This window comes from Psychromarinibacter sediminicola (assembly GCF_029168335.1).
Taxonomy (GTDB): Bacteria; Pseudomonadota; Alphaproteobacteria; order Rhodobacterales; family Rhodobacteraceae; genus Psychromarinibacter; species Psychromarinibacter sediminicola.
On sequence record NZ_JARGYC010000078.1, the window covers coordinates 1 to 20,520 of the forward strand.

Below are 20,520 nucleotides of genomic sequence, written 5' to 3' on the forward strand. Positions count from 1 at the left end.
CCAGCATATGCAGAGCGACATCGACGAACTCATGCCTTGGAGCTTCGCTGAATAGTCAACCCGCAGCGCCAAGGGTGATGGGCGGCCGCTTACGCTCTTCGCGGCAAGTGGGTTGACGGTTACGCTGCGCGGCGCGCTGGCCTTCACCGGCGCGGGGCACGCGACGGATCGGGCGGTGACGCTCGGCCTCGCAGGATTCCGTCCAGACGATTTCGACGCCACTGCCGCCGAGGCGGAACTGGCGCGCATCCGGGCCGAGGGAATTGTTCGGCCCGAGGGGTTGAGCGCGCTGCGCTTCAGGCCCGACGAAGACCTCGTCTTCGATTACGGTCCCGATCTGCCCGGGCATCCCAACGGGCTGGTAATCCGCGGCACCGACGCCGACGGCGACGCGATCGCCGAGGTCACCTACTACTCCGTCGGCGGCGGGTTCGTCCTGACGGCCGGCGAACTGGCCGGGGGACAGGACCGGGACGAGGGGCGGCCGGTCCCCCACCCCTTCCGCAGCGCCGCCGAACTGCTCTACATGGCCGACAGGAGTGGACTATCGATCGCCGCGATGAAGCGCGAGAACGAGGTAACCAAGCGGTCGGGCGCGGAACTCGATCGCGGGCTGGCCAAGATCCGGGGGGTGATGGAGGCCTGCATCGACCGCGGACTGACCGCCGAGGGAGAGTTGCCGGGCGGGCTCGGGGTGCGGCGCCGGGCCCGGGCGATCCACGAGCGGGTGACGGAGGCGTGGTCCCAGAACGCCGCCGCCCCGCATGTGATCAGCGACTGCATCGCGACCTACGCGATGGCGGTGAACGAGGAGAATGCCGCCGGCGGGCAGGTCGTCACCGCGCCCACCAACGGCGCGGCGGGCGTGGTGCCCGCGGTGATCCGCTACTGGTTGTACCACGTCCCCGCCGCGCGCCGGTCGCGTGTCGGGGAGTTCCTGCTGACCGCCGCGGCGATCGGCGGGCTGATCAAGTATAACGCCTCGATTTCCGGTGCCGAGGCCGGTTGCCAGGCCGAGGTCGGAAGCGCGAGCGCCATGGCAGCCGCCGGGCTCGCCGCGGTCATGGGCGGCACGCCCGCGCAGGTCGAGAACGCCGCCGAGATCGCGCTCGAGCACTATCTCGGCATGACCTGCGATCCGATCGGCGGGTTGGTGCAGGTGCCCTGCATCGAGCGCAACGGGCTCGGCGCAATCAAGGCGGTCTCGGCCGCCTCGCTCGCGCTCAAGGGGGGCGGCGACCACCTGGTGTCGCTCGACGCCGCGATCGAGACCATGCGCCAGACGGGCGCCGACATGAGCCGGAAATACAAGGAGACCGCCCTCGGCGGTCTTGCGGTCAACGTGCCGAACTGCTGAGCCGCGCGGCACAGCAAAGAATAAGGCCTGCAGAAACGGCATGATGAATAGAAAAAATTTCTCACGTCAAAAAAATCGAGTTGGGTAGCGTACGTTCGATCCCAGTCCCGTCCGCTCCGCCACTTGCCACCGCGAAAGCGTTCTCCCCATTCGGCTGTGGCCGGATTTTTCCGTGGGGGTGTATCCCCTTGAAGTGGTGTGCCGCCGCGAAGGGATCGCGGAAAGCTTGTACTATTCGTGATCGAAAGAGTTACTCGCGGCCGACAATATACGCTCGGCCGGCGACACGGCGCGTCAGGCAACTGCGCCGGAGGTAAAGGAGCTCCGCTCGGAGGCGGCCGCCCTCGAGGAGGTGGTCGCCGAGAGCTGACGATAGTGCTCCGGGGCGTGGTGTAGGAGCGCCGACCTTCGGAGAGGTCCGAGCCTGATCAGGTGGCCTCGGTGTCGTGCTTCACCGCATGTGGCTCGATGGGACGGAGTTCCGTATGAGCCGCTAACGGCATTGCTTACGGCCCTGCGGAACGCGAGGCGCGGGCAACGCTCCGATGTTTGGTGTTTCCGCGCCACCCGCGCCTCGCGTTCCGCTGCCAGCACCAGCAATTGCGGCAGCCTTGGCGTGCAGATTCCGGATTGACGACAGGGGCCCCAAGACGGAAGCGACATGTATCTCCGCGCGACCGTCCCTCGTCGTTGGTCTCCAGCATCAGTGCGCCGACGGGCCGGACGATGGCCTCATCGTTGGGGAAGATGCCTATGATGTCGGACCTGCGCTTGATCTCCCCGTTTATACGCTCGAGTGGCTTCGTGGATGGCGCTCGTGATTCGAACCGTCGGCATCGTCCGAGCAAAGGCGAAGATCGGACTTTCCAACATCGCCTATCACATGCACCGCTTGGTTCAGGTCAGGCGCGCAACCGTTACGTAGAAGAGAAAAGTGGCGACAACGCGACCGAGACACCCGACCTCATCGCCGTCCTCGATTCGAATGCTCAAATACAATTCGTTTGTTATCCGTTCTCCGAAAGGATCGCTGCGAGTCTCGGTGCCGCGAAGCCTTGGTCGTGCTTTCGGACCCATTCGAGGAATGCGCCGATCCGGCGCTGCAGCTTCTGAGCGTGGTTCTCCGAGATGTCGGCAATACGGTGATCGATGAAGGGGTTTGCGAAGCGCTCCAGCGTTGTGGCCAGGTATTCGGCTGCGTCCTCCGCCATCCCGGCGGCGGCGAACCCAGGCAGGACCTCGGCCTGCATGAGGGACATGAGCCGCTCCCCTTCCGGCCCGGCGATCCAGTCCCGCACGAGCGCCCCATCGGGCGCGCCGATCTCACGCCAGCGGTGGGCTAGGACGGTATGTCCCAGGTTCAGAATATGCAGCTTCAGCCGCTCGAAGCGTTCCAGGTTGTCGGTCAGGACGATGGCGGGGTGATCGGCTGGCGCAGCAAGTCCCGGCGCTTGCCGGATCGCCCACAGCGCATAGGGCTCGGCCACGGCGCCGGCAGGGTCGATCGGCTCGGACACGATCCGATCGACGAGGCTGTCGGTCCATTGACAGCGCGAGAGCCAGTCTTGGAATTCGACCGTATCGTCCACTGCGAGGTGCAGGACGCGCTCGCGCAGAACCTGGCCGTTGTTGCGGATCAGTTCCATCGGGAAGATGGGCAAGGGGTCGCCGCCCGACTCGAAGCGGGCGCGCAGCAGATGGCGAAGTTTGCCCGGGTAACTCATCGACTGCGGCGGTCCGAAGCCCGCGTCGGCGGCCCGCGGGTCGAAGCCGGCGTCGCCGGTGTTGGACAGGATCATCCGTGCGTCGCGGACGGCCTTTGCCACGGCCGTCCATTCGGTCGCGGTGGACAATGTGCGCGTCACGCTGGTGACGGTACGCGTCTCGTCGATGCGGTGCCCGCCCCGAAGGCCGCGGATGCGCACCGGGTAACCCGCGGGGTCGGCCAGCGCCGCCAGCCGACGCGCGCGCACGGGGTCGCCCGAGGACTGCACCACGGTGACGCCGCGCGGCGGGTCGCTCTCGGAAAAGAACAGGTCGGCATGGGCCTGCAAGAATCGCGAGGTTCCGAACTGGACGATGTCAGTGGTCATGCGTCGATCTGCGCGATCATACGCTCCAGCCGTTCCATCGCGCGGACCCCGTCGTGGATGTCCGGCGCGGCCTGGCTCTCCCCCCGGAACACGGCGGCCGCGTCGGCCAGGAGGGCAGAGTAGCCCTTGTGATCCTCGTTCGCCGCCGCGGTGAAGTTGGGCGTCCAGCTGAGCGTGTCCGCACGCGGGTCCAGCGTGGCAGCGGGGTCGTCGCACTTGAACGGCGGATCACGGTAGAGCGCCACGTTGATCACGTTGTCGATATGCAGGCGCGCGTGGTCGCCCATGATCCGGATCTCCTCCATCGGGGTGCCGCGCGACTGCACGGTGCCCATCACGAGGTTCCCCACCGTGCCCGAAGGGCCAGTGAAATTGACGTGCAGCAACAGGCGGCCGGGCGTGGGCGAGACGCTGCGCACATGCATGTCGCCGAAGTCCTCGCCCGTGAACCAGGGCAGGAGGTCCATGTAGTGAACGCAGTGATGCAAGAAGAACCCGCTGTAATCCGGCTCTCCCACGAAATAGGTCGGCGCTGTCATGTAGGCGCCGGTGACGCCCAGGACCGCCCCGAAGTCGCCTTCGTCGAGGACGTTCTTCGCGATCCGGTTGCCGGTGGAGTAGCGTTTCATAAACCCGACTACTACCGGTGCCCCGGCGCGTTCGGATGCTTGCGCGACGTCCCGCGCGCCCGCAGCCGTGGCCGCGGGGGGCTTTTCCATGAACACCGGGAGCCCGCGTTCCATTGCGGCGAGGGTTGCCGCGTGGTGCAGGTCCGGGCCCACGGCCATGCCGACAGCGTCGAGCCCTGGCGTGGCGACCAGCTCTCGGAAATCGTCGTGGAGCGCGGTCACGCCGTATTCCGCCGCCGTCCTTTGCAGCGCGTCGCCGTCGCGGTCGCACAGCGCGGCGATGCGCAGCCCGTTTCGGCCAAGCTGCGGCAGCAGCATCTGACGGGCATGGCGCCCGCAGCCGATCCAGCCGATATTGATCATTGGTCAACCTCCGCCAGTGCGAGCGCATTGCGGATCACGCCGAGCCCGGCCTTCAGCTTAGCGCTTTCGTCTTCGCGCGGCGCACGCCAGTGGGCGATAGGCAGCCCGACGCGGTCGTCGGCCCGCCGGAACGGCTCGAGCGAGATCGCCCCTCGATAGTCTACGTCGTGCAGCGCGCGCATCACGGCGGGCCAGTCGACATGGCCGGTGCCGGGATGCCCGCGGTGGTTCTCGTTCGCCTGGAAATGGACGATGCGCGATCCTGCAAGACGGATGGCGTCGGGGATCGAGCGATCCTCCATGTTCATGTGGAACGTGTCGAGCATGACGCCCAGGCCCAGGTCGTTCACGCGGTTGACCACCTCGACGGACTGGCGGGTGGTGGAGACGACATCCGTTTCGAAGCGGTTCAGCGCCTCTAGGGCGAAGGTCACGCCGGCCTCCCGGGCGATGGGTGCCACCTGAGCGAGCCCCTCCACGGTGCGCGCTGCGCGGGCCTCGATGTCAGCGTCGTCCCGCGGCACGGGCGGGCGGCCGGCGAACACCATCGGCTCGCCGTAGAGAGGTCCGCCGACGACGGAGGCGCCCAGTTCGGCCGCCACGTCCACGGTCCGCTTCAGGTAGTCGAGCCCGCCCTGCCGCGCCGCCGCGTCGTCCGAGGCGATGGACCGCTGCGGGTTCACCCGCGCCGCCAGCACGAGGAACAGTCCCGCCTCCTCGGCCGCGCGCCGGGCGTCGGCGAGGGGCAGGGCATCCTCCGGCTCCGGCACCAGCAGCTCGACGAAATCGAAGCCGAGCGCGGCGGCGGTGGCGAAGTAATGCAGGTCCGCGCCGGTGAACGGCCGGGTGAACTGCATGGAGATGATACCGATTGGATTCTTCACTTAACTGCTCCGTCTTTAACCTTTCACCGCACCCTGGGTCAGCCCCGAGATCAGCCGCTTCTGCACCACGAGGAACAGGACGGTTGCGGGCATGGCGCCCACGATGCCGCCCGCCGTCAGAAGGCCCCACTGAACCTCGTACTCGCCGATCAGGGTCTGAACCGCCACCGTGATCGGCCGCACGTTCCGCCCGCCGAGCGTGAGCGCGTAAAGGTACTCGTTCCAGGCGGTGATGAAGATGTAGATGGCCGTCGCGATGATCCCCGGCAGGCACAGGGGCAAGACGACCCGGCGCAGCGCCTGCATCCGGGTGCAGCCGTCCGTCATCGCGGCCTCGTCCAGCGAGCGCGGGATGCCGTTCATGTAGCTGACCATCATCCAGACCGAGAACGGGATCGCGATGGTCGAGTTGGCGATGATCAGCGCCAGGTGCGTGTCCAGCAGCCCGAGGATCCGCATGAAGATGAACAGCGGCAGTATCAGCAGCACGAGCGGGAACATGTTGATCAGCAGGAACTGCAGCATCAGGATCCGCTTGCCGCGGAAGTTGAACCGCGAAAAGGAATAGGCCGCCGTCACCGACAGCGACAGCCCGACCGCCACCGTCCCGGCCGAGATGATGAAGCTGTCCAGGAGGTTCTCGGCGAACCCGACGGTGCGGAACAGGCGCGCGTAGTTCTCCAGCGTCGCGTTCCAGAGCGAAGGACCCTCGGTGAACAGCTGCGACTGTTGCGTCACCGACGTCAGGAACATCCACAGGTACGGGCCGAGCGTGAACGCCAGGACCAGGAGCATCGGCAGGTCCACGATCAGCAGGCGGCGACCCAACGAGCGTTTCTTCAGCGCCATCACTGCACCGCCTTTCCGGTGCGGCGCAGGTAGAAAAGCACCAGCACCATCAGCAGCGCGGTGAACAGCACCGCGATGGCCGATCCATAGCCGAAGTCGAGGTTCGTGCGCGCCTTCAGGAAGGCATAGAGTGGCAGCGTGTAGGTGGCGTAGCCCGGCCCGCCGCCGGTCATCACGAAGATCACGTCGAAGCTGTTAGCGACCCAGATCATCCGCAGGAGCACGGCGGTGACCATCACGCCGGAGATGCCCGGCAGGGTGATGTGCCAGAACTGACGCCAGGTGCTCGCGCCGTCGATCGCCGCGGCCTCGTAGTAGCTCTGCGGGATCGATTGCAGCCCGGCGAGGATCATCACCGCGAAGAACGGAAAGCCCTGCCACGTCAGCGTCAGGATGATCGAGGCGAGCGCCGTGTCCGGGTCGGCCAGCCAGGGCACGGCCTGTTGGATCAGGCCCAGCCGCAGCAGGAACTCGTTCGCCACGCCGTAGTTGCTGTCGTAGATCCAGGCCCACATCAGCGCGATCACGACCGAGGGCAGCGCCCACGGGATGATGATGAGGGCCCGCGCGAGGGGGCGCCAGGGAAACGCCTGGTTCAGCAGCAGCGCCGTCACGAGGCCCAGCAGCAGCTGCGCCGGGATCGTCGTGCCGATCCAGATGATCGTGTGGCGCAGCGATATCCAGAACACCTCGTCCTGCAGCGCCGCGCGGAAGTTGTCGAGTCCGACGAAATCGAAGTCGTTCGGGCGGAACAGGACGTAATCGTGCAGGCTCATCCACGCGGTCTGGACCATCGGGAAGAACACGATGGCAAGGGTCACCAGCACGGCGGGTGACAACATCGCGTAGGGCAGTATCTGGCGCGCAAGCGCGCGGCGAGGCGGGGCGCCCGCGGGTGTGGGTGTGTCGGTCATGTCCGGGTCCGGTCGTCGGGAGGGAGGGCGCCGCGGCGGCGCCCTCCGTTCGTGTCGTCAGCCTTCGAAGAGCTCGGCGATCGCCGCGTTCATCTCGGCGGGCGAGATCTCGCCGGTCAGCACGCGCTGCATGTTCGTCGGCCAAACCGTGTTCACGAAGTCCGAGGTCTCCGGAACGTTCGGCAGAAGGTTCGCGAAGGGGATCGAGTCGACCGTCGCCGTCACGAAGCGCTGCGGGTGCAGCGACCAGGCGTCGCTGTCGGCCTTGACCACGGGCAGCTGGCCGGTGGCCTCGTTGAACGTCGTGTTGTGGCCCTCGGACGACAGGAACGAGATCCACTTCCACGCGGCGTCCTTGTCCTCGGCGCTGCTGAAGATGGCGGTGCTTTCGTCGCCGAAGGCGGTCCAGTGTCCGCCGCCGCATTCCGGCACGGGCGCGGCCGAGACGTCGTCGCCCAGCGCCTCGACCATGCCGTTGGCCGAGCCGATGTGGTGAATCGTCATCGCGGTGCGGCCCGCCTTGAAACCACCGATGATCTCCTGGAACCCGTCGTTGGGGGCCGAGGGCGGGAACACGCCGTCCTCCTGGAACAGGTCCGCGACGAACCGTGTGCCCGCCACGCCGGCGTCGGAGGTGATGCCGTCGGTCAGGTCGACCCCCTCGCGCCCCAGCGTGAAGGTGGCCCAGTGGTCGTGACCGCCCTTGCCGCCGCGGAAGCCGAAGCCGTAAACATCGGTCTGCCCGTCGCCGTCGGTGTCCCGGGTCAGCGCGTTGGCCGCCTCGCGGAACTCGTCGCAGGTGGTGGGCACCTCGAGACCAAGCTCGTCGAACATGTCGGTGCGGTAGTAGAGGTAGAGCACGACGTACTGCACCGGCAGGTAGTACTGCGTGCCGTCCGGGCCGGTCGTCAGGTCGAGCAGGTTGGCCTGGAGTTCATCGGTGCCGTCCCAATCGGCGAGGTAGTCCTCGATGGACGCGAGCGCCCCCATCTCCACCAGCCGCGGCTGGGCGAACATCTTGACCATGGCGGCGTCTGGCGCGTTGCCGCCGATGATCGCGGTGTACAGCTGGTCGTAGTAGCTGTTCCACGGGATGTTCTCGGCCTCGATCGTGATGTCGGGGTTCTCTTCCTCGAACGCGGCGATCAGGTCGTTGATCGGGTTGTCCGCGTTGTCGAAGTGGTACCAGAACCGCACCGTGCTGTCGGCATCGGCAAGCCCCGCGCACAGGGCGAGCGCCGATGCGAGCGCCGTCGTTTTCGCTAGTTTCATGGTCTTTCCTCCTCCTTGTTGATCGTCCATTCCGTTCCGTCGGCGCGGTCGGTAAAAACCGCCCCGGCCCGCGCGAAGGCGTCGGACGCCTCCGGCAGAACCTGTCCCATCTGCATGAAGCCGTGGATCACGCCCGGGATAACGTCGCAGGTATCGTGCCGCCCGAGACCGCGAAGCCGGTCGAACAGCCGCTCCGTCTCGGAGCGCAGCGGGTCCAGCCCGGCGGCGTTGAGATAGAGCGGCGGCAGCGCGGCGAGATCTGCGTCCGTGGCGGTCAGCGGGGCCACCTCCGGATCCGTGCGTTGCGGCGCCGGCACGTACATGTCCCAGTAACGGCGCATCTTGTCCCGCGTCAGTCCGGGGCCGTCAGCGTGCGCCACGTAGGATGGCGAGTCGAACTCGGCGGCATAGACGCCGTAGAACAGGAGCGCCTGCGCCGGAACCCGCTCCCCGGCCCGGACGAGCCGGAGTGTGGCACACAGCGCCAGGTTCGCCCCGGCGCTATCGCCGGCGATGCTCCAGCGGCGGGGCCCGTCCGCGGCGCGGAACGCCTCGGTGACGTCCTCCAGCCCGGCCGGCCAGGGATGTTCGGGGGCCAGGCGGTAGTCGACGGTCAGCACGGGCGCGCAGCAGGCCAGCGCGAGGCGCCGGGCCGCGCCTTCGTGCGTGGCGGGCGAACAGAAGGCCCAGCCGCCCCCGTGGACATGCAGGATCGCGTCGCGGCCGGAATCGTTCGGCGGCGTGACGAGACGGGCGGGCAGGCCCGCGTGCATCACAGTTCGCGCCTCGGCCATCTCCGGCAACGGCACATTCCAGCGCATGTTCGTCAGGTCGGCCAGCGCGCGGCCGTGCTGCGGCGCCAGCCTGGTGGGGTCGACGAGACCGGCATCTTCCTGCTCCAGCCGCGTGAGCACCTGTCGCATAGTCTCGCTCGGTTCGTTCATGCGCGCGGGGTGTCCGTCAAGTCGGGGCCGAAATCGACGATCGTGGCAATGTGGTGGGCAAGCACCTCGTGCAGGCGGTCGACATCGCCGGCTTTCAGCGCGTCGACGATGGGGACGTGCCGCTCTGCCGTCTCTTCCAACGCCCGGTTCGGCTGTGAATTCAGGATCTTGTAGCGGTGATTATGGATCAGACAGCGGGCGAGAATCGGCTCGACCAGTGGCAGGTCCGCCGCCTCGAAAAGGGCGGTGTGAAACGCCCTGTCGTGGATCGACAGCAGGTACTCGTCCGCGTCGCGGGCCGCGTTCCGCATGGCGTTGAGATGATCGCGCAGCAAGCCAAGCACCTGTGGACCCGCACGGTCCACGACCCGCTGGAGGTAGCCGCATTCCACGTCGCGGCGGATCGACAGAAGCGCCCGCGCGTCATCGGCCTGGCACGGGGCGACGAAGGTGCCGCGGTGGGGCAGGCGGCGGACGAGCCCCTCCTCGTTCAGGCGCATCAGCGCTTCGCGCACCGTACTCTGGCTGCAGCCGAATGCGTCCGCGAGAACCAGTTCCGTGACGGCTTTCCCAGGCGGCAGGTCGCCAAGCACGATCTGCTTCTGCAGGGCGACGTAGACCGCGTGGCTTCTGCGGCTGGACTGCCGCGGGACGAGGTCGACCACGGACGGTGCTCGGAATGACTCGACGGCCATGTTTCTCCTCCCTCGCCGGGCTAGTCCGGGCTTGCACGGCGCCCACATTATCGATAACGCTGGCAGTATCGATAACGCAAGCCATTTTTTGCGAGGGAGGAGCGCAGTGGCGGACATCAGGCTCGAGGGCGTCGTTAAGGATTATGGATCTGTACGGGCGATCCACGGCGTTGACCTTCACGTGGCAGATGGGCAGTTCGTCGCCTTCGTCGGGCCGTCGGGCTGCGGTAAGTCGACGATGCTGCGGATGATCGCGGGGCTGGAGGAGATCTCGGGCGGAACGATCCGCATCGGCGAACGGGTGGTCAACCAGGTGGAGCCGCGCGGCCGCGACGTGGCCATGGTGTTCCAAGACTACGCGCTCTATCCGCACATGTCTGTCCGCGATAACATCGGCTTCGGGCTGAAGATGCGTGGCTTCGCGTCCGCCGACATCGAGCGGCAAGTCGCCGAGGCGGCGGGCATCCTGCAGATCTCGGACTACCTCGACCGCAAGCCGGGCCAGCTCTCGGGCGGCCAGCGCCAGCGGGTTGCGATGGGCCGTGCCATCGTACGCGATCCTGCGGCCTTCCTATTCGACGAGCCGCTGTCGAACTTGGATGCCAAGCTGCGAGTCGAGATGCGGACCCAGATCAAGCGCCTGCATGCCATGCTGGGCACGACCACGATCTACGTGACCCACGACCAGACCGAGGCGATGACCCTGGCCGACCGGGTCGTGGTGCTGCGTGACGGGTACATCGTGCAGGAAGGCCCGCCGATGGAACTGTACAGTCGCCCCAGTTGCCGCTTCGTCGCAGAGTTCATTGGCTCACCGCAGATGAACCTTTTCAGCGGCGTCCTCGACCGCGCCGGCGCAGTGCCGCGATTGCAGTTCGCCGACACCTCGCTGGAGATCGGAGACATCGCCGCGGCGGATGGCGCACGGATTGACGTCGGCATTCGGCCGGAGCATCTTCTGTATGCCGGCGATGAGCCGGCACAGATCGAGCCGGTGGTCGAGGTGTACGAACCGCTTGGGTCCGACACCATGGCGATCTGCCGGCTGGGCGGCCACGAGCTGACCGCCCGCCTGGCACCGGAGGTCGACCTGCACCGCGATCAGAGAATCGGGCTGCGCTACGACCCGTCACGGCTGCACTATTTCGACGGAACGGACGGCCGGCGGCTGGAGCCTGCCTGATAGAAGGCGGCCCTGAAATGTCAATCCCGGAGCAAAATCGGCCAGCGCATGATGTGCGTCCCTGAAGCTGGACAGTGGTCGTGTCGCGAAGAGTGTGAAAATTCCCGAGCGGCGCCTCCGGGCATGGGTGGTATGTCGCGGCTTAGGCGGCCGCGTCAAGGATAGCGGGCTTCAGCGGCTGGTGCAGGGTTTCCCAGCCATCGACTTTCCGCATCTGGATCTGGCCTGATGCGAGTAGCGCCCAAAGCAACATCGGCACGGTCTCGGGCGAAGGCAGCACGGTCTGCGTCTTGATGCGCCGACGGAATTCCTCGTTCAGCCATTCTATCGCATTTGTCGTCCGTGCCGCCTTCCATTGCGACGGGTCGAGGCGGGTGAAGGTGAACAGGCGATCCCCGGCCTCTTCGAGGCTGTCCGCGACGGCGCGACACCGCAGGCGCCATTTCCGCAGGAAGGCCTGGCGCCGCTTCATCACCTCCTGTGCCGTCTCGGCGTAGATCATGTCGCGATAGTCGGCGCCGATCTCCTCATGCAGGTGCTTGGGGGCGTGCGCCAGCAGGTTGCGGTGCTTGTGAACCGTGCAGCGTTGGATCGGAAGCTCCTCGCCCCAGAGCTGGGCCAAGGCGGCCTCCAGCCCCGGCGCGCCGTCGACGATCACGAACTCGGGCCGGCCCAGGCCGCGGGCATCGAGATCGCCGAGGAAGCTGGACCATGCCGCCGTGCTCTCGCCACCCATGTTTCTGATTGCCAGCAGCACCTTCTGGCCGTCCCTACGCACGCCGATCGCCGCCAGTACCGAAACGTTCGTGGCGCGTTTGTCGATCCGCGTGCGCACGACGGTGCCGTCGAGGAGTGAGCCCGCGAACGCGACCCGTCCGAGAAAGCGGGCGAACGCGGACGATGTCCTCGTCGGCAAGGCTGCGCGTGCACCAGGCGTCCCAGTCCACCTTCACCTTGCGCCAGGCTCGGCTGACCACATCCTTGGAGACGGCGTCTTCGAAGAGCGCGAAAAGGGCGCGCTTGACCCGGCGCGTGTTCGTGCCCGACAGGTAAACCGATGCGATCAGAGCCTCGGCTTTCCTCGTCAGGCGGCGATACCGCGGCAGCGCCTTGGAGCGCTATTCGCGCTCGCCACCGTCTTCGTCCTCGACCCGGGCCCGCGGCACGCGCACTGTCTCGGTGCCGAACGTGCCCACCAGCTCGCGCTCGCGATGTCCGTTGCGGTATCCTCTACCGTTGCCGCCGCGGACGTAGCGCCCCCACCCAAGAGCTTCAGCCAGTTCTTCCTCGAACATGGCCTCGATGGTCTGGCGCACCATCGCGCGCAGACGATCCTCGATCGGATCGTATCCTTCCTCATTCGCCAATAGCGCCAGCGCGCCGCCTTCGGTAAGTTCGGTCATGGTGTAATCTCCCTGGCGGTTGCCGCCGCCGGTTGGGTGGGTGAAGTCGCCCGGAGATTACGCCACCCTCAAATTTCCACCACTTCCGAGACACCACCGCGGACTTCATGTCCATGCGACTGTGCGACCCGGCCCCAATAGTGGGCTGTCGCACAGGCTTCCATCGAAACGATACATGCTTTTTGGTCCGCCAGAAGCCAGTGCAACTTTGGACGCGAAACCGCGCGGGTGAACATGATCGTCCCACTCGCATCAACGCCACAAACTTGAAAACTCCCCTTGGCCAGATCGATCGCCAATATGCTAATGTTTTCCACGGATGCCTCCCATTTCTTGGTCCCGTGAGACCGTAATGGCACGTTCGATGCCGCTGGTGGGGGCATCCACCTCATCGGTTCAGTTGCGCCAATTCAGTCTCAGGCCACTCAGAGCCCTCTCTGATTGGGAGTGTTTCGGTCACAACGTTAATCGGACGGTATCGCGCACTTCGGCGTGGAGCACCCAGTTCCCCGGATCATCCTCGTTTCTCCGCTTGTATCGATATCCCAGAAAAATTGCCCCCCCGGTTTCGCCTGGGAGGCTCTCGGAACTTACCTCGACATTAAGGTAGTTGGCGATCAACATTCCCGCAGCCGCGAAGGCCCGATTGGCGGAAGCGCACGATTTGTAGCCGCCCGCACTCGCCAGACCCATTTCCGTCAACCCATTATCGTCGGCGAAAGCCAGTGCCGTCAGCATCGCGCGCTGCGGGCGCGAAAGGGTCACCTGACCAAACGCTTCCGCGTATTCCTCATTGCTCGGAATGGTAAGGCCTGTCTGCAGATCGCCCCGACGATCTGCGCATCTTCGGATTTCTCGTGCATCGATGATGTCGTGCAGCGCGGCAATCGCGGCTTCCTGGGTCGCGCCTTTCGCCTCGGCAATCAGGCCGCGTGCGTTCGATGGTGCTTTCGGAAAGGCCCTGGCAACGAATTCCCCGGACAGGCGCCCCGACTTGATCTGGTACCGGCCGTGTTCGCCCAGTTGGATCGCTGCCGATGTATCCGACGACTTTGGTGCCACCTTCTTTTTCGGCTTGTCATTGACAAGGTCGTGACCTTTGGCCGTTGGTGCTGCCGTGCTGAAACGTGTCATGATGGCTTTCTCCGAATATGATGATTGGGAAGTTGAGCGCATGCCCGGATTACGCCGGCACTCGTCGAGCTTCCGCGAACGTCACGAGCCGGTGCTCACTCTGGTCCCACAGCGCGAGCCGCGCGCAGCCAAAGCTTTCTCGCAAAGTCACACGGTTCGAATTCGCGAGCGCCTCATGGTCGCGAAGCACTTCGGGGAGCCGATAGAACGGGATCCGGCTTGCAAGATGGTGGACATGATGGACGCCGATGTTTCCGGTGATCCATTGCAGGATCGGCGGAAGATCGTAGTACGAACTTCCCTCGAGGGCCGCAGTCTGAATGTCCCAGTCCGCGTCGCGACTCCAGGAGGTGTGCTCGAACTGGTGCTGGACGTAGAAGAACCACATGCCGATCATCGCCGCGAGAAGCATCGTCGGGAGGAAAACAAAGACCACCAATTTCCAGCCGCCGAACCAGAGGAGGGCGGTCAGGATTGCGGCAATCCCGGCGTTGGTTGCCATGGCACTAAGCCAATACTTCCACCCTGACCGCATGAGACCGACCGGAAGCCTGTTCTGAAGGAAGAAGCTGTAGAACGGTACCACACCGAAGAGGAACAACGGATGGCGGACGAGGCGATAGAGGCCCCGCTTGAGTCTGCCCATCGCGCGATACTCCGCGACCGTCATGGTCGGTAGGTCGCCGATCCCGCGGCGGTCGAGGTTGCCCGTGGAGGCGTGGTGGATCGCGTGGGTCTCGCGCCAGACGTCGTAGGGCGTAAGGGTAATCACGCCGATTGCACGCCCAATCCAGTTGCACAGCCGTTTGCTGCGGAAGAAGGATCCGTGGCCGCAATCGTGCTGGATCATGAAGAGGCGCAGGAGAAAGGCCGCGTTGCACAAGGCAAGCAGCATCGCCAGCGCCGTGCTGTAGGATAGCGACCACCAAGCAACGGCCCATATCGCGAAAAAGGGCGCAAGCGTGACGATCAGTTCCCGTACGCTGCGCGCTGCCCTGGGCGTACGGTACCGAACCAGGATACGCGACCACTGACGCGCATCGACCGGGTCTCCGGTGCTGGCACGGGGATCGTCCACGGTGTCCGGGCGCTTCTGGTGGAACGCCCGGCCTGCGCGGTTAAGCGAGCGCGAGATTGGTCGCGCTTTCGCGGCCGTCTCTTCCGGTTTCGACGTCGAAGGTCACCTTCTGCGCATCGGCGAGGCCGGTCAGGCCCGCGCGTTCGACGGCGGAAATGTGGACAAAGACGTCCTTGCCGCGCGATTCCGTTTCGATGAAGCCGAAGCCTTTGGAAGCGTTGAAAAATTTCACGGTGCCACTGGCCATATCCGTGGTCTCCTGTTCTGGATGCTGCCCGCAGAATGCGGCAGCCCGGCAAAGTCAGACTGAGAGTTCGACTGAAGCCGGATGAACGGAAGCAGCGGGTCGCAAAGAAAAACGTTAGCTCTGCTCACATGCACCTTCGCTGCGCAGAATGCAAGGGAAGTCGCGCCGATCGGAAATCTCCTTTTGTCCAGGGGCCGGTGCCCTTGACAAAACTGTCGTGCCACCCCAGTTCTGGTTAACGTCATTGCTTTGCCGCGTGAGCAGTCGGTCTCAATCGCCGACGCCGGCCGTGACAAACCGTTTTCCCACATCACGAGAGGGGGGACACCGCTCAGGGCAGGCCTCGACGCAATGCTGTGTCGGGTCAGGTTGTCCCGGGTACACCCCGGTTGCCTCGACATATCATATGCTCGGCAGCATCACCGGACCGCGTGGTCCGGACAAGGACAAGCATGAATTTCCACGAACTCGGGCTCGGTGCCCGCCTCGTCTCGCGGCTTGAAGCTCTGGGACTGACGGCGCCGACGCCCGTCCAAGCCAAAGCCATTCCACATGCGCTTCAGGGCCGCGATATTCTGGGGATCGCCCAGACCGGAACCGGCAAGACCGCAGCCTTCGGCATTCCGCTGGTGGTGGCCCTTTCCAAAGGTCAGGAAAAGGCCGCGCCGAAATCGGCGCGCGGCCTGATCCTTGCCCCCACGCGGGAACTGGCCAATCAGATCGTCCAGAGCCTTCAGGGGCTGACGGCCGATCTGCGCATCACGCTCGTCGTCGGCGGCAAGTCGATCAACGCACAGGTCCAGAGGCTCGCACATGGCACCGACATCCTCGTGGCGACGCCTGGTCGGCTGATCGACCTGATGGATCGCCGGGCGATCAATCTGGGCAAGACAGGCTTTCTGGTGCTCGACGAGGCTGACCAGATGCTAGACATCGGCTTCATCCATGCGCTGCGCCGCATCGCGCCGATGCTTGGCAAGGACCGCCAGACCATGATGTTCTCGGCCACGATGCCGAAAGAGATGGCGGACCTGTCACGCGACTACCTTACCGATCCGGTACGTGTCGAGGTTTCGCCGCCGGGCAAGGTCGCTGACAAGGTTTCCCACAGCGTGCACTTCGTCGCCTCAGAGCAGAAGCAGGGCCTGCTGATCGAGCTGCTGAACGGGCACCGGGACGACCGCGCGCTGGTCTTTTCGCGGACCAAGCACGGTGCAGAGCGGTTGATCAAGCAACTCGATCGTGCAGGCTTCGCGGCCATGTCGATCCACGGCAACAAGAGCCAGGGACAACGGGACCGGGCCATCGCCGCCTTCAAGACGGGATCAGTACGCGTGCTCGTCGCGACGGATGTCGCAGCGCGCGGGATCGACATTCCTGACGTGGGGCATGTCTACAACTATGACCTGCCGAACGTGCCCGAAACCTACGTGCACCGTATCGGGCGGACGGCTCGGGCGGGGCGTGACGGTCGCGCGATTGCGTTCTGCGCCGCCGACGAGGTGGCGGAACTGAAGGCCATCGAGAAGGTGCTCGGAACATCCGTCGAGATCGCGGGCGGCCGTCTCTGGGAGAGGGCGCAAGTGGCCCCGCATGCGCAGAAGACGCGGCGACCGCGGCGACGTGCCGTTGGACGCAGCCAGCGACTGGCGGCTTAGCCTCGGGCCTCGGGCTCAACACCGTGTTCGACGCGAGCGAACGCGCTGTACCGGCAGCTGACTGCGACCCGGCCACCTTTTCACAGCGATGCGGCGCTCTCTCCGCAGGAGGATACATCATGAAGACTCCCGAATGGATCAAACCCGGCATCTACGGCGCAATAGTCGGCGCCGCGTTCATCGGCATCGTCGGCTTCACCTGGGGCGGCTGGGTGACGGGCGGAACGGCGCGGGACAGGGCGACGACGATGTCCCATGACGACGTCGTGGCGGCCTTGGTGCCGGTCTGCCTCGAATCGGCGCAGAATGACCCGGACCGCGCGGAAAAGATCGCTGCAATCCGCGACGCTTCGAGTTACCGCCGCCGGGACGAGTTGATGAAGACCGGCTGGGCGACTGTGCCGGGCGCCGAGGAGCCTGACCGCGACATCGCACGGGCCTGTCTGGCGTCGCTCGACGTCGACTCGATGCCCGAGCAGCTGGACCCCGAGGTCGACGAGGGATGAGCGCCGTCATCGCGACAACCGGACCCAAAGGACCGAGGCCTGGCTTGATTGGGGCGGCAATCACCGCGGCCGGCATGATGGTCTTGCTGGCCTTTCCGCTCCTTGCGCAGGAAGGCACCGGACCGGTGCCTGAAAACGCAGAGGAGCGGAACTACGGCAGCGGCTGGAACTGCAAGCTCGGTTACCAAAAGAACGGGGCAAAATGCGTTGCCATCGACGTCCCTGAGAACGCCTATCCAACCGGGCAATCCTATGGTCTGGGCTGGGAGTGCCGACGCGGATACGAAGAAGTGGGACGATCGTACTGCGAGGCGATCACGGTGCCCGCCAATGCGTTCCTCAAATCCTCCGGCTTTGACTGGGAGTGTGACCGCGGATTTCGACAGGAACGTAACACATGCGTTTCGATCATCCTGCCGGAAAACGCATATCTGAGCGATGATGTTCTGGATTCCGGGTGGGCGTGCGACCGCGGTTTCACAGCGTCTGGGACCGCCTGCGTTCCGATTGCGGTGCCCGAGAACGCCTATCTGACAAATGCAAAACACGGTGCTGAATGGGCCTGCGAGAGGGGCTTCGTGAAAGACCGTGGCCGCTGCGATCCCTTGGTGCTTCCCGCGAATGCCTTTCTGGACCCGGATTCTTTCGGGCCAGGGTGGCGCTGCGAGCGGGGTTACAAACCCATGAACGGTGCTTGCGTCGCGATCGACCTGCCGGCAAACGCACATCTCGATCGATCCGGAAATCGCTGGCGCTGCGACCGGAGCTTCCAACTCTCCGGTGGGGAGTGCGTGCTTGGAAGATAGAGTTCCCCAATCCGTCCAAAGCGGTTCTCCCGGAATCCGGATGCGGATCGGCTGCCGCCTGCGTTATCGGCTGACCCAGCCAACGCCATTGATCGCTATGCTGAACGTACACTATTCGCGGTTCGGCGATTTGGAGCGCGCGGACTATCTCGTGACCTTCCCCAGCGTGCCGCTTGAAAGCTATCGGGACGGGTTCGGAAACTGGTGCACGCGGATGGTGGCCCCGGCCGGCAATTTCACGTTGTCCACCGACGGAATCTTCCGCGATGGCGGATTGCCCGATCCGGTCGCGCCCGACGCCCCGCAAGCGGCTGTCCAGGATCTGCCCTTCGAGACGCTGGTCTATCTTCTCGGCAGTCGCTACTGCGACACGGATCTTCTGTCGGACGAGGCATGGCGCCGGTTCAAGACCACACAGCCGGGCTGGGCGCGCGTGCAGGCGATCTGCGACTTCGTGCACAAAACCGTCTCGTTCGACTACATGCAGGCCAGCGCGACACGCACGGCCTCTCAAACGCTGGCCGGGCGGCACGGTGTCTGCCGCGATTTCGCGCATCTCGCGATCGCCTTGTGCCGCTGCATGAACATCCCCGCCCGCTATTGCACCGGCTATCTGAGTGAGTTCGGTGAACCCGAGCCCCACCCGCCTGACGATTTCGCCGCTTGGATGGAGGTTTTCCTCGGCGGTCGCTGGTGGACCTTCGATCCGCGAAACAACACACCACGGATGGGACGAATCCTGATCGCCCGCGGCCGCGATGCCGCCGATGTCCCTCTGACGCAGACATTCGGGTCGAGCACATTGACCCAATTTGACGTCTGGACATGGGACGCTCAGGGCGCCCCCGCAGAGCCGCCGCCGGGCTCTCGAAATTGAACAGGGGCACGTCAACGCCGGTTGTGCCGGTGTGCTCTTCCTCGGCTCGCCTGTAGGCCGGCTTGTCTGCGTGTCCGTAGTGGCACCGCAATCAGAAACCATCGTGGAGAATTGGGATGACCGGCTCGATCAAGACGACCGCAGTATTTCTTCGACCGTTCCAGCTTCCGAGTTTTAACGAGACGCTGCCGGCTGGTGAGTATGAGATAGAGACGCGGGTGCTTGAGCCGGTAGACTGGATCGATCCGGGCACATGGACTTCGTCCGTGCTTGTGCGCCTGCATCCGAGAGCCTCGCATCCCGGGCTAGACAGAACCCTCACGGTACCGCTTGCCGAGCTGGAACAAGCGGTTGCAAAGGACAAGCTCACCGGAAAGGCTCTCATGGACTTCTTCCTTGAGGAGATGCTGGCCGATCCGATGATCCGTCTCGTCATGCAGGCGGATGGGGTGGAGGAGTCCGAGCTCCGCGGCCTTTACTTGGCTCGACCGCATCAAAGGCAGGAAAGCGCGAGGGAACCGCGCCACGCCGCCGGGTCACACGAAGCAGAAGAGACTGGCGAGTCCGAACCCCGCGCTGGAAGCGGGCGCCCGGGTATCGGAGAATGACTTGTATGTCTGGAGCACGGCAGCCTATCCAATTGAGAGCAGCTATTTGTCAACCTTCGGAACGCTGCCGTGGCCGATGACCCGAGCGGGTGGTGTCAAAGGAACTCGACGTGAGGCGGGGCAGGCGCGTCGGTAGCGTCGGCCCATGACCCGACCTTGCCCATTCAAGGGTGGTGTCAGAAGGAATCTCGTTGAGCCGGGCAGGGCGGTTTCGTAGCGTCGGGCCAGAGCTATGCCGTGAAATGGGTGATGGGGCCTGAGAAGGCGGCGTATCGTGGCGGGTGATCAAGCCTGCCAGAAGGAAAGATACGCCATGGACGACGATACCACGATCACCCATTTCCCGGCATAGCTCAGCGCCAACTCGAGCTGGGCGATCTCCCGTTCGATCTTCTCCGAGGACTTGCCGAAGGCCTGCTTCTGCAACCTGGCGATCCGCAGGCGCAGCGCCTGGACCAGCTGTTCATGGGCCTGGAGCGTGGCCGAGATACGCGCATTCTCCGCCTGAAGCGCGGCGATCATCGCCTTCAGAACGGCGGGGTCATCGGTGAGACTGTCGGCGTCTTCGGACATGCCGACAGATACCACGCCGCGTCGCGGATGGCCAATAAAACAAGGGGGTTCAGGAGGATAAATCACCCTACGCGTGCCGGCGGCGCTCCCCAGTCCGGACGGCGCCAGTCGATGCCTTCCCAAAGCATCGCCAGCTGTGCTGAGGTCAGCCTCACGGCACCGTTTCCGACGGCGGGCCACGGGAAGCGACCCCGTTCCAGGACCTTGTAGTAGAGGCAGAACCCCTGGCCATCCCAGTAAAGCAGCTTCAGCCGGTCGCCTTTGCGCCCCCGGAACGCGAAGACCGCGCCGCTCGTGGGCTTCTGGCGCAGGACATCCTGGGCCATGACCGAAAGCCCCGCGATGCCCTTTCTCATGTCGGTGGCACCGCAGGCGAGGTAGACCCGGACCCCGGTTCCCGGCCCGATCACGCCGTCTCCACCGCCCGGATCAACCGGGTCAGCGCCT

Annotated in this window: 19 protein-coding genes and 5 pseudogenes; 8 read left to right on the forward strand and 16 right to left on the reverse strand. The window is 65.1% G+C overall.

All coding sequences use genetic code 11. The annotated features are described in order from the left end of the window. Nucleotides 1-97: 97 nt before the first annotated feature. Nucleotides 98-1,357, forward strand: a pseudogene (locus tag P1J78_RS20590) (L-serine ammonia-lyase); the annotation flags it as partial. A gap of 196 nt (nucleotides 1,358-1,553) precedes the next feature. After that, nucleotides 1,554-1,721: pseudogene (locus tag P1J78_RS20595) on the forward strand (IS3 family transposase); the annotation flags it as partial. A gap of 290 nt (nucleotides 1,722-2,011) precedes the next feature. On the opposite strand, the pseudogene P1J78_RS20600 reads toward P1J78_RS20595, so the two are convergent. The 9 genes and pseudogenes from P1J78_RS20600 to P1J78_RS20640 all read right to left on the reverse strand — a co-directional run. Next, a pseudogene (locus tag P1J78_RS20600) lies at nucleotides 2,012-2,166 on the reverse strand (transposase); the annotation flags it as partial. A gap of 198 nt (nucleotides 2,167-2,364) precedes the next feature. Then, nucleotides 2,365-3,450 carry a mannitol dehydrogenase family protein gene (locus P1J78_RS20605; protein ID WP_275569280.1) on the reverse strand — a complete coding sequence of 362 codons (1,086 nt, stop codon included), beginning with the start codon at nucleotides 3,448-3,450 and terminating at the stop codon, nucleotides 2,365-2,367. Then, nucleotides 3,447-4,442 (reverse strand): Gfo/Idh/MocA family protein, encoded by a 996-nt coding sequence (locus P1J78_RS20610; protein ID WP_275569281.1) that lies wholly within the window; start codon nucleotides 4,440-4,442, stop codon nucleotides 3,447-3,449. Before P1J78_RS20610 ends, P1J78_RS20605 begins: the two co-directional genes overlap by 4 nt. Next, complete coding sequence (locus tag P1J78_RS20615; RefSeq protein ID WP_275569282.1) at nucleotides 4,439-5,326, reverse strand: sugar phosphate isomerase/epimerase family protein; 888 nt, start codon at nucleotides 5,324-5,326, stop codon at nucleotides 4,439-4,441. Before P1J78_RS20615 ends, P1J78_RS20610 begins: the two co-directional genes overlap by 4 nt. Before the next feature lie 15 nt (nucleotides 5,327-5,341). After that, nucleotides 5,342-6,175, reverse strand: coding sequence for a carbohydrate ABC transporter permease (locus P1J78_RS20620; protein WP_275569283.1), 834 nt, complete (start codon nucleotides 6,173-6,175; stop codon nucleotides 5,342-5,344). After that, nucleotides 6,175-7,089 (reverse strand): carbohydrate ABC transporter permease, encoded by a 915-nt coding sequence (locus P1J78_RS20625; protein ID WP_275569284.1) that lies wholly within the window; start codon nucleotides 7,087-7,089, stop codon nucleotides 6,175-6,177. The genes P1J78_RS20620 and P1J78_RS20625 overlap by 1 nt, the downstream gene beginning before the upstream one ends. Nucleotides 7,090-7,146: 57 nt before the next feature. Continuing rightward, complete coding sequence (locus tag P1J78_RS20630; RefSeq protein ID WP_275569285.1) at nucleotides 7,147-8,361, reverse strand: ABC transporter substrate-binding protein; 1,215 nt, start codon at nucleotides 8,359-8,361, stop codon at nucleotides 7,147-7,149. Next, nucleotides 8,358-9,305: an alpha/beta hydrolase gene (locus P1J78_RS20635; protein WP_275569286.1), complete on the reverse strand. Its 948-nt coding sequence runs from the start codon at nucleotides 9,303-9,305 to the stop codon at nucleotides 8,358-8,360. Before P1J78_RS20635 ends, P1J78_RS20630 begins: the two co-directional genes overlap by 4 nt. Next, nucleotides 9,302-10,000 (reverse strand): GntR family transcriptional regulator, encoded by a 699-nt coding sequence (locus tag P1J78_RS20640; RefSeq protein WP_275569287.1) that lies wholly within the window; start codon nucleotides 9,998-10,000, stop codon nucleotides 9,302-9,304. Before P1J78_RS20640 ends, P1J78_RS20635 begins: the two co-directional genes overlap by 4 nt. Nucleotides 10,001-10,106: 106 nt before the next feature. On the opposite strand from P1J78_RS20640, the gene P1J78_RS20645 reads away from it, so the two are divergent. Next, nucleotides 10,107-11,183 carry an ABC transporter ATP-binding protein gene (locus P1J78_RS20645; RefSeq protein ID WP_275569288.1) on the forward strand — a complete coding sequence of 359 codons (1,077 nt, stop codon included), beginning with the start codon at nucleotides 10,107-10,109 and terminating at the stop codon, nucleotides 11,181-11,183. Between the two features lie 142 nt (nucleotides 11,184-11,325). Here the strand turns inward: P1J78_RS20645 and P1J78_RS20650 are convergent. The 5 genes and pseudogenes from P1J78_RS20650 to P1J78_RS20670 all read right to left on the reverse strand — a co-directional run bounded on the left by P1J78_RS20650 (nucleotide 11,326) and on the right by P1J78_RS20670 (nucleotide 15,045). Beyond that, a pseudogene (locus P1J78_RS20650) lies at nucleotides 11,326-12,586 on the reverse strand (IS256 family transposase). A 68-nt stretch (nucleotides 12,587-12,654) separates the two neighbouring features. Then, nucleotides 12,655-12,903: a hypothetical protein gene (locus P1J78_RS20655; RefSeq protein WP_275569289.1), complete on the reverse strand. Its 249-nt coding sequence runs from the start codon at nucleotides 12,901-12,903 to the stop codon at nucleotides 12,655-12,657. Nucleotides 12,904-13,042: 139 nt separating this feature from the next. Next, a complete protein-coding gene (locus tag P1J78_RS20660; protein ID WP_275569290.1) occupies nucleotides 13,043-13,720 on the reverse strand; it encodes a hypothetical protein in 678 nt (225 codons plus the stop codon). Between the two features lie 49 nt (nucleotides 13,721-13,769). Beyond that, complete coding sequence (locus P1J78_RS20665; RefSeq protein ID WP_275569291.1) at nucleotides 13,770-14,798, reverse strand: fatty acid desaturase; 1,029 nt, start codon at nucleotides 14,796-14,798, stop codon at nucleotides 13,770-13,772. A 40-nt stretch (nucleotides 14,799-14,838) separates the two neighbouring features. Next, a complete protein-coding gene (locus tag P1J78_RS20670) occupies nucleotides 14,839-15,045 on the reverse strand; it encodes a cold-shock protein (RefSeq protein WP_275569292.1) in 207 nt (68 codons plus the stop codon). A 452-nt stretch (nucleotides 15,046-15,497) separates the two neighbouring features. Between P1J78_RS20670 and P1J78_RS20675 the strand changes: the two genes are divergently transcribed. The 5 genes from P1J78_RS20675 (at nucleotide 15,498) to P1J78_RS20695 (ending at nucleotide 19,500) form a co-directional block, all read left to right on the forward strand. Next, nucleotides 15,498-16,703, forward strand: coding sequence for a DEAD/DEAH box helicase (locus P1J78_RS20675; RefSeq protein WP_275569293.1), 1,206 nt, complete (start codon nucleotides 15,498-15,500; stop codon nucleotides 16,701-16,703). Between the two features lie 119 nt (nucleotides 16,704-16,822). Continuing rightward, nucleotides 16,823-17,209 carry a hypothetical protein gene (locus tag P1J78_RS20680; RefSeq protein ID WP_275569294.1) on the forward strand — a complete coding sequence of 129 codons (387 nt, stop codon included), beginning with the start codon at nucleotides 16,823-16,825 and terminating at the stop codon, nucleotides 17,207-17,209. Next, nucleotides 17,206-18,015 carry a hypothetical protein gene (locus P1J78_RS20685; protein WP_275569295.1) on the forward strand — a complete coding sequence of 270 codons (810 nt, stop codon included), beginning with the start codon at nucleotides 17,206-17,208 and terminating at the stop codon, nucleotides 18,013-18,015. Before P1J78_RS20680 ends, P1J78_RS20685 begins: the two co-directional genes overlap by 4 nt. A 34-nt stretch (nucleotides 18,016-18,049) precedes the next feature. After that, nucleotides 18,050-18,892: a transglutaminase-like domain-containing protein gene (locus P1J78_RS20690; protein ID WP_374213383.1), complete on the forward strand. Its 843-nt coding sequence runs from the start codon at nucleotides 18,050-18,052 to the stop codon at nucleotides 18,890-18,892. A gap of 116 nt (nucleotides 18,893-19,008) precedes the next feature. Continuing rightward, a complete protein-coding gene (locus P1J78_RS20695; protein WP_275569297.1) occupies nucleotides 19,009-19,500 on the forward strand; it encodes a hypothetical protein in 492 nt (163 codons plus the stop codon). A gap of 354 nt (nucleotides 19,501-19,854) precedes the next feature. Here P1J78_RS20695 and P1J78_RS20700 read toward each other — a convergent pair. Next, nucleotides 19,855-20,073 (reverse strand): annotated as a pseudogene (locus P1J78_RS20700) (IS66 family transposase); the annotation flags it as partial. Nucleotides 20,074-20,135: 62 nt separating this feature from the next. Continuing rightward, nucleotides 20,136-20,520 (reverse strand): IS66 family insertion sequence element accessory protein TnpB (gene tnpB, locus P1J78_RS20705; RefSeq protein WP_374213382.1); only part of this gene is annotated, 385 nt, incomplete at its 5' end.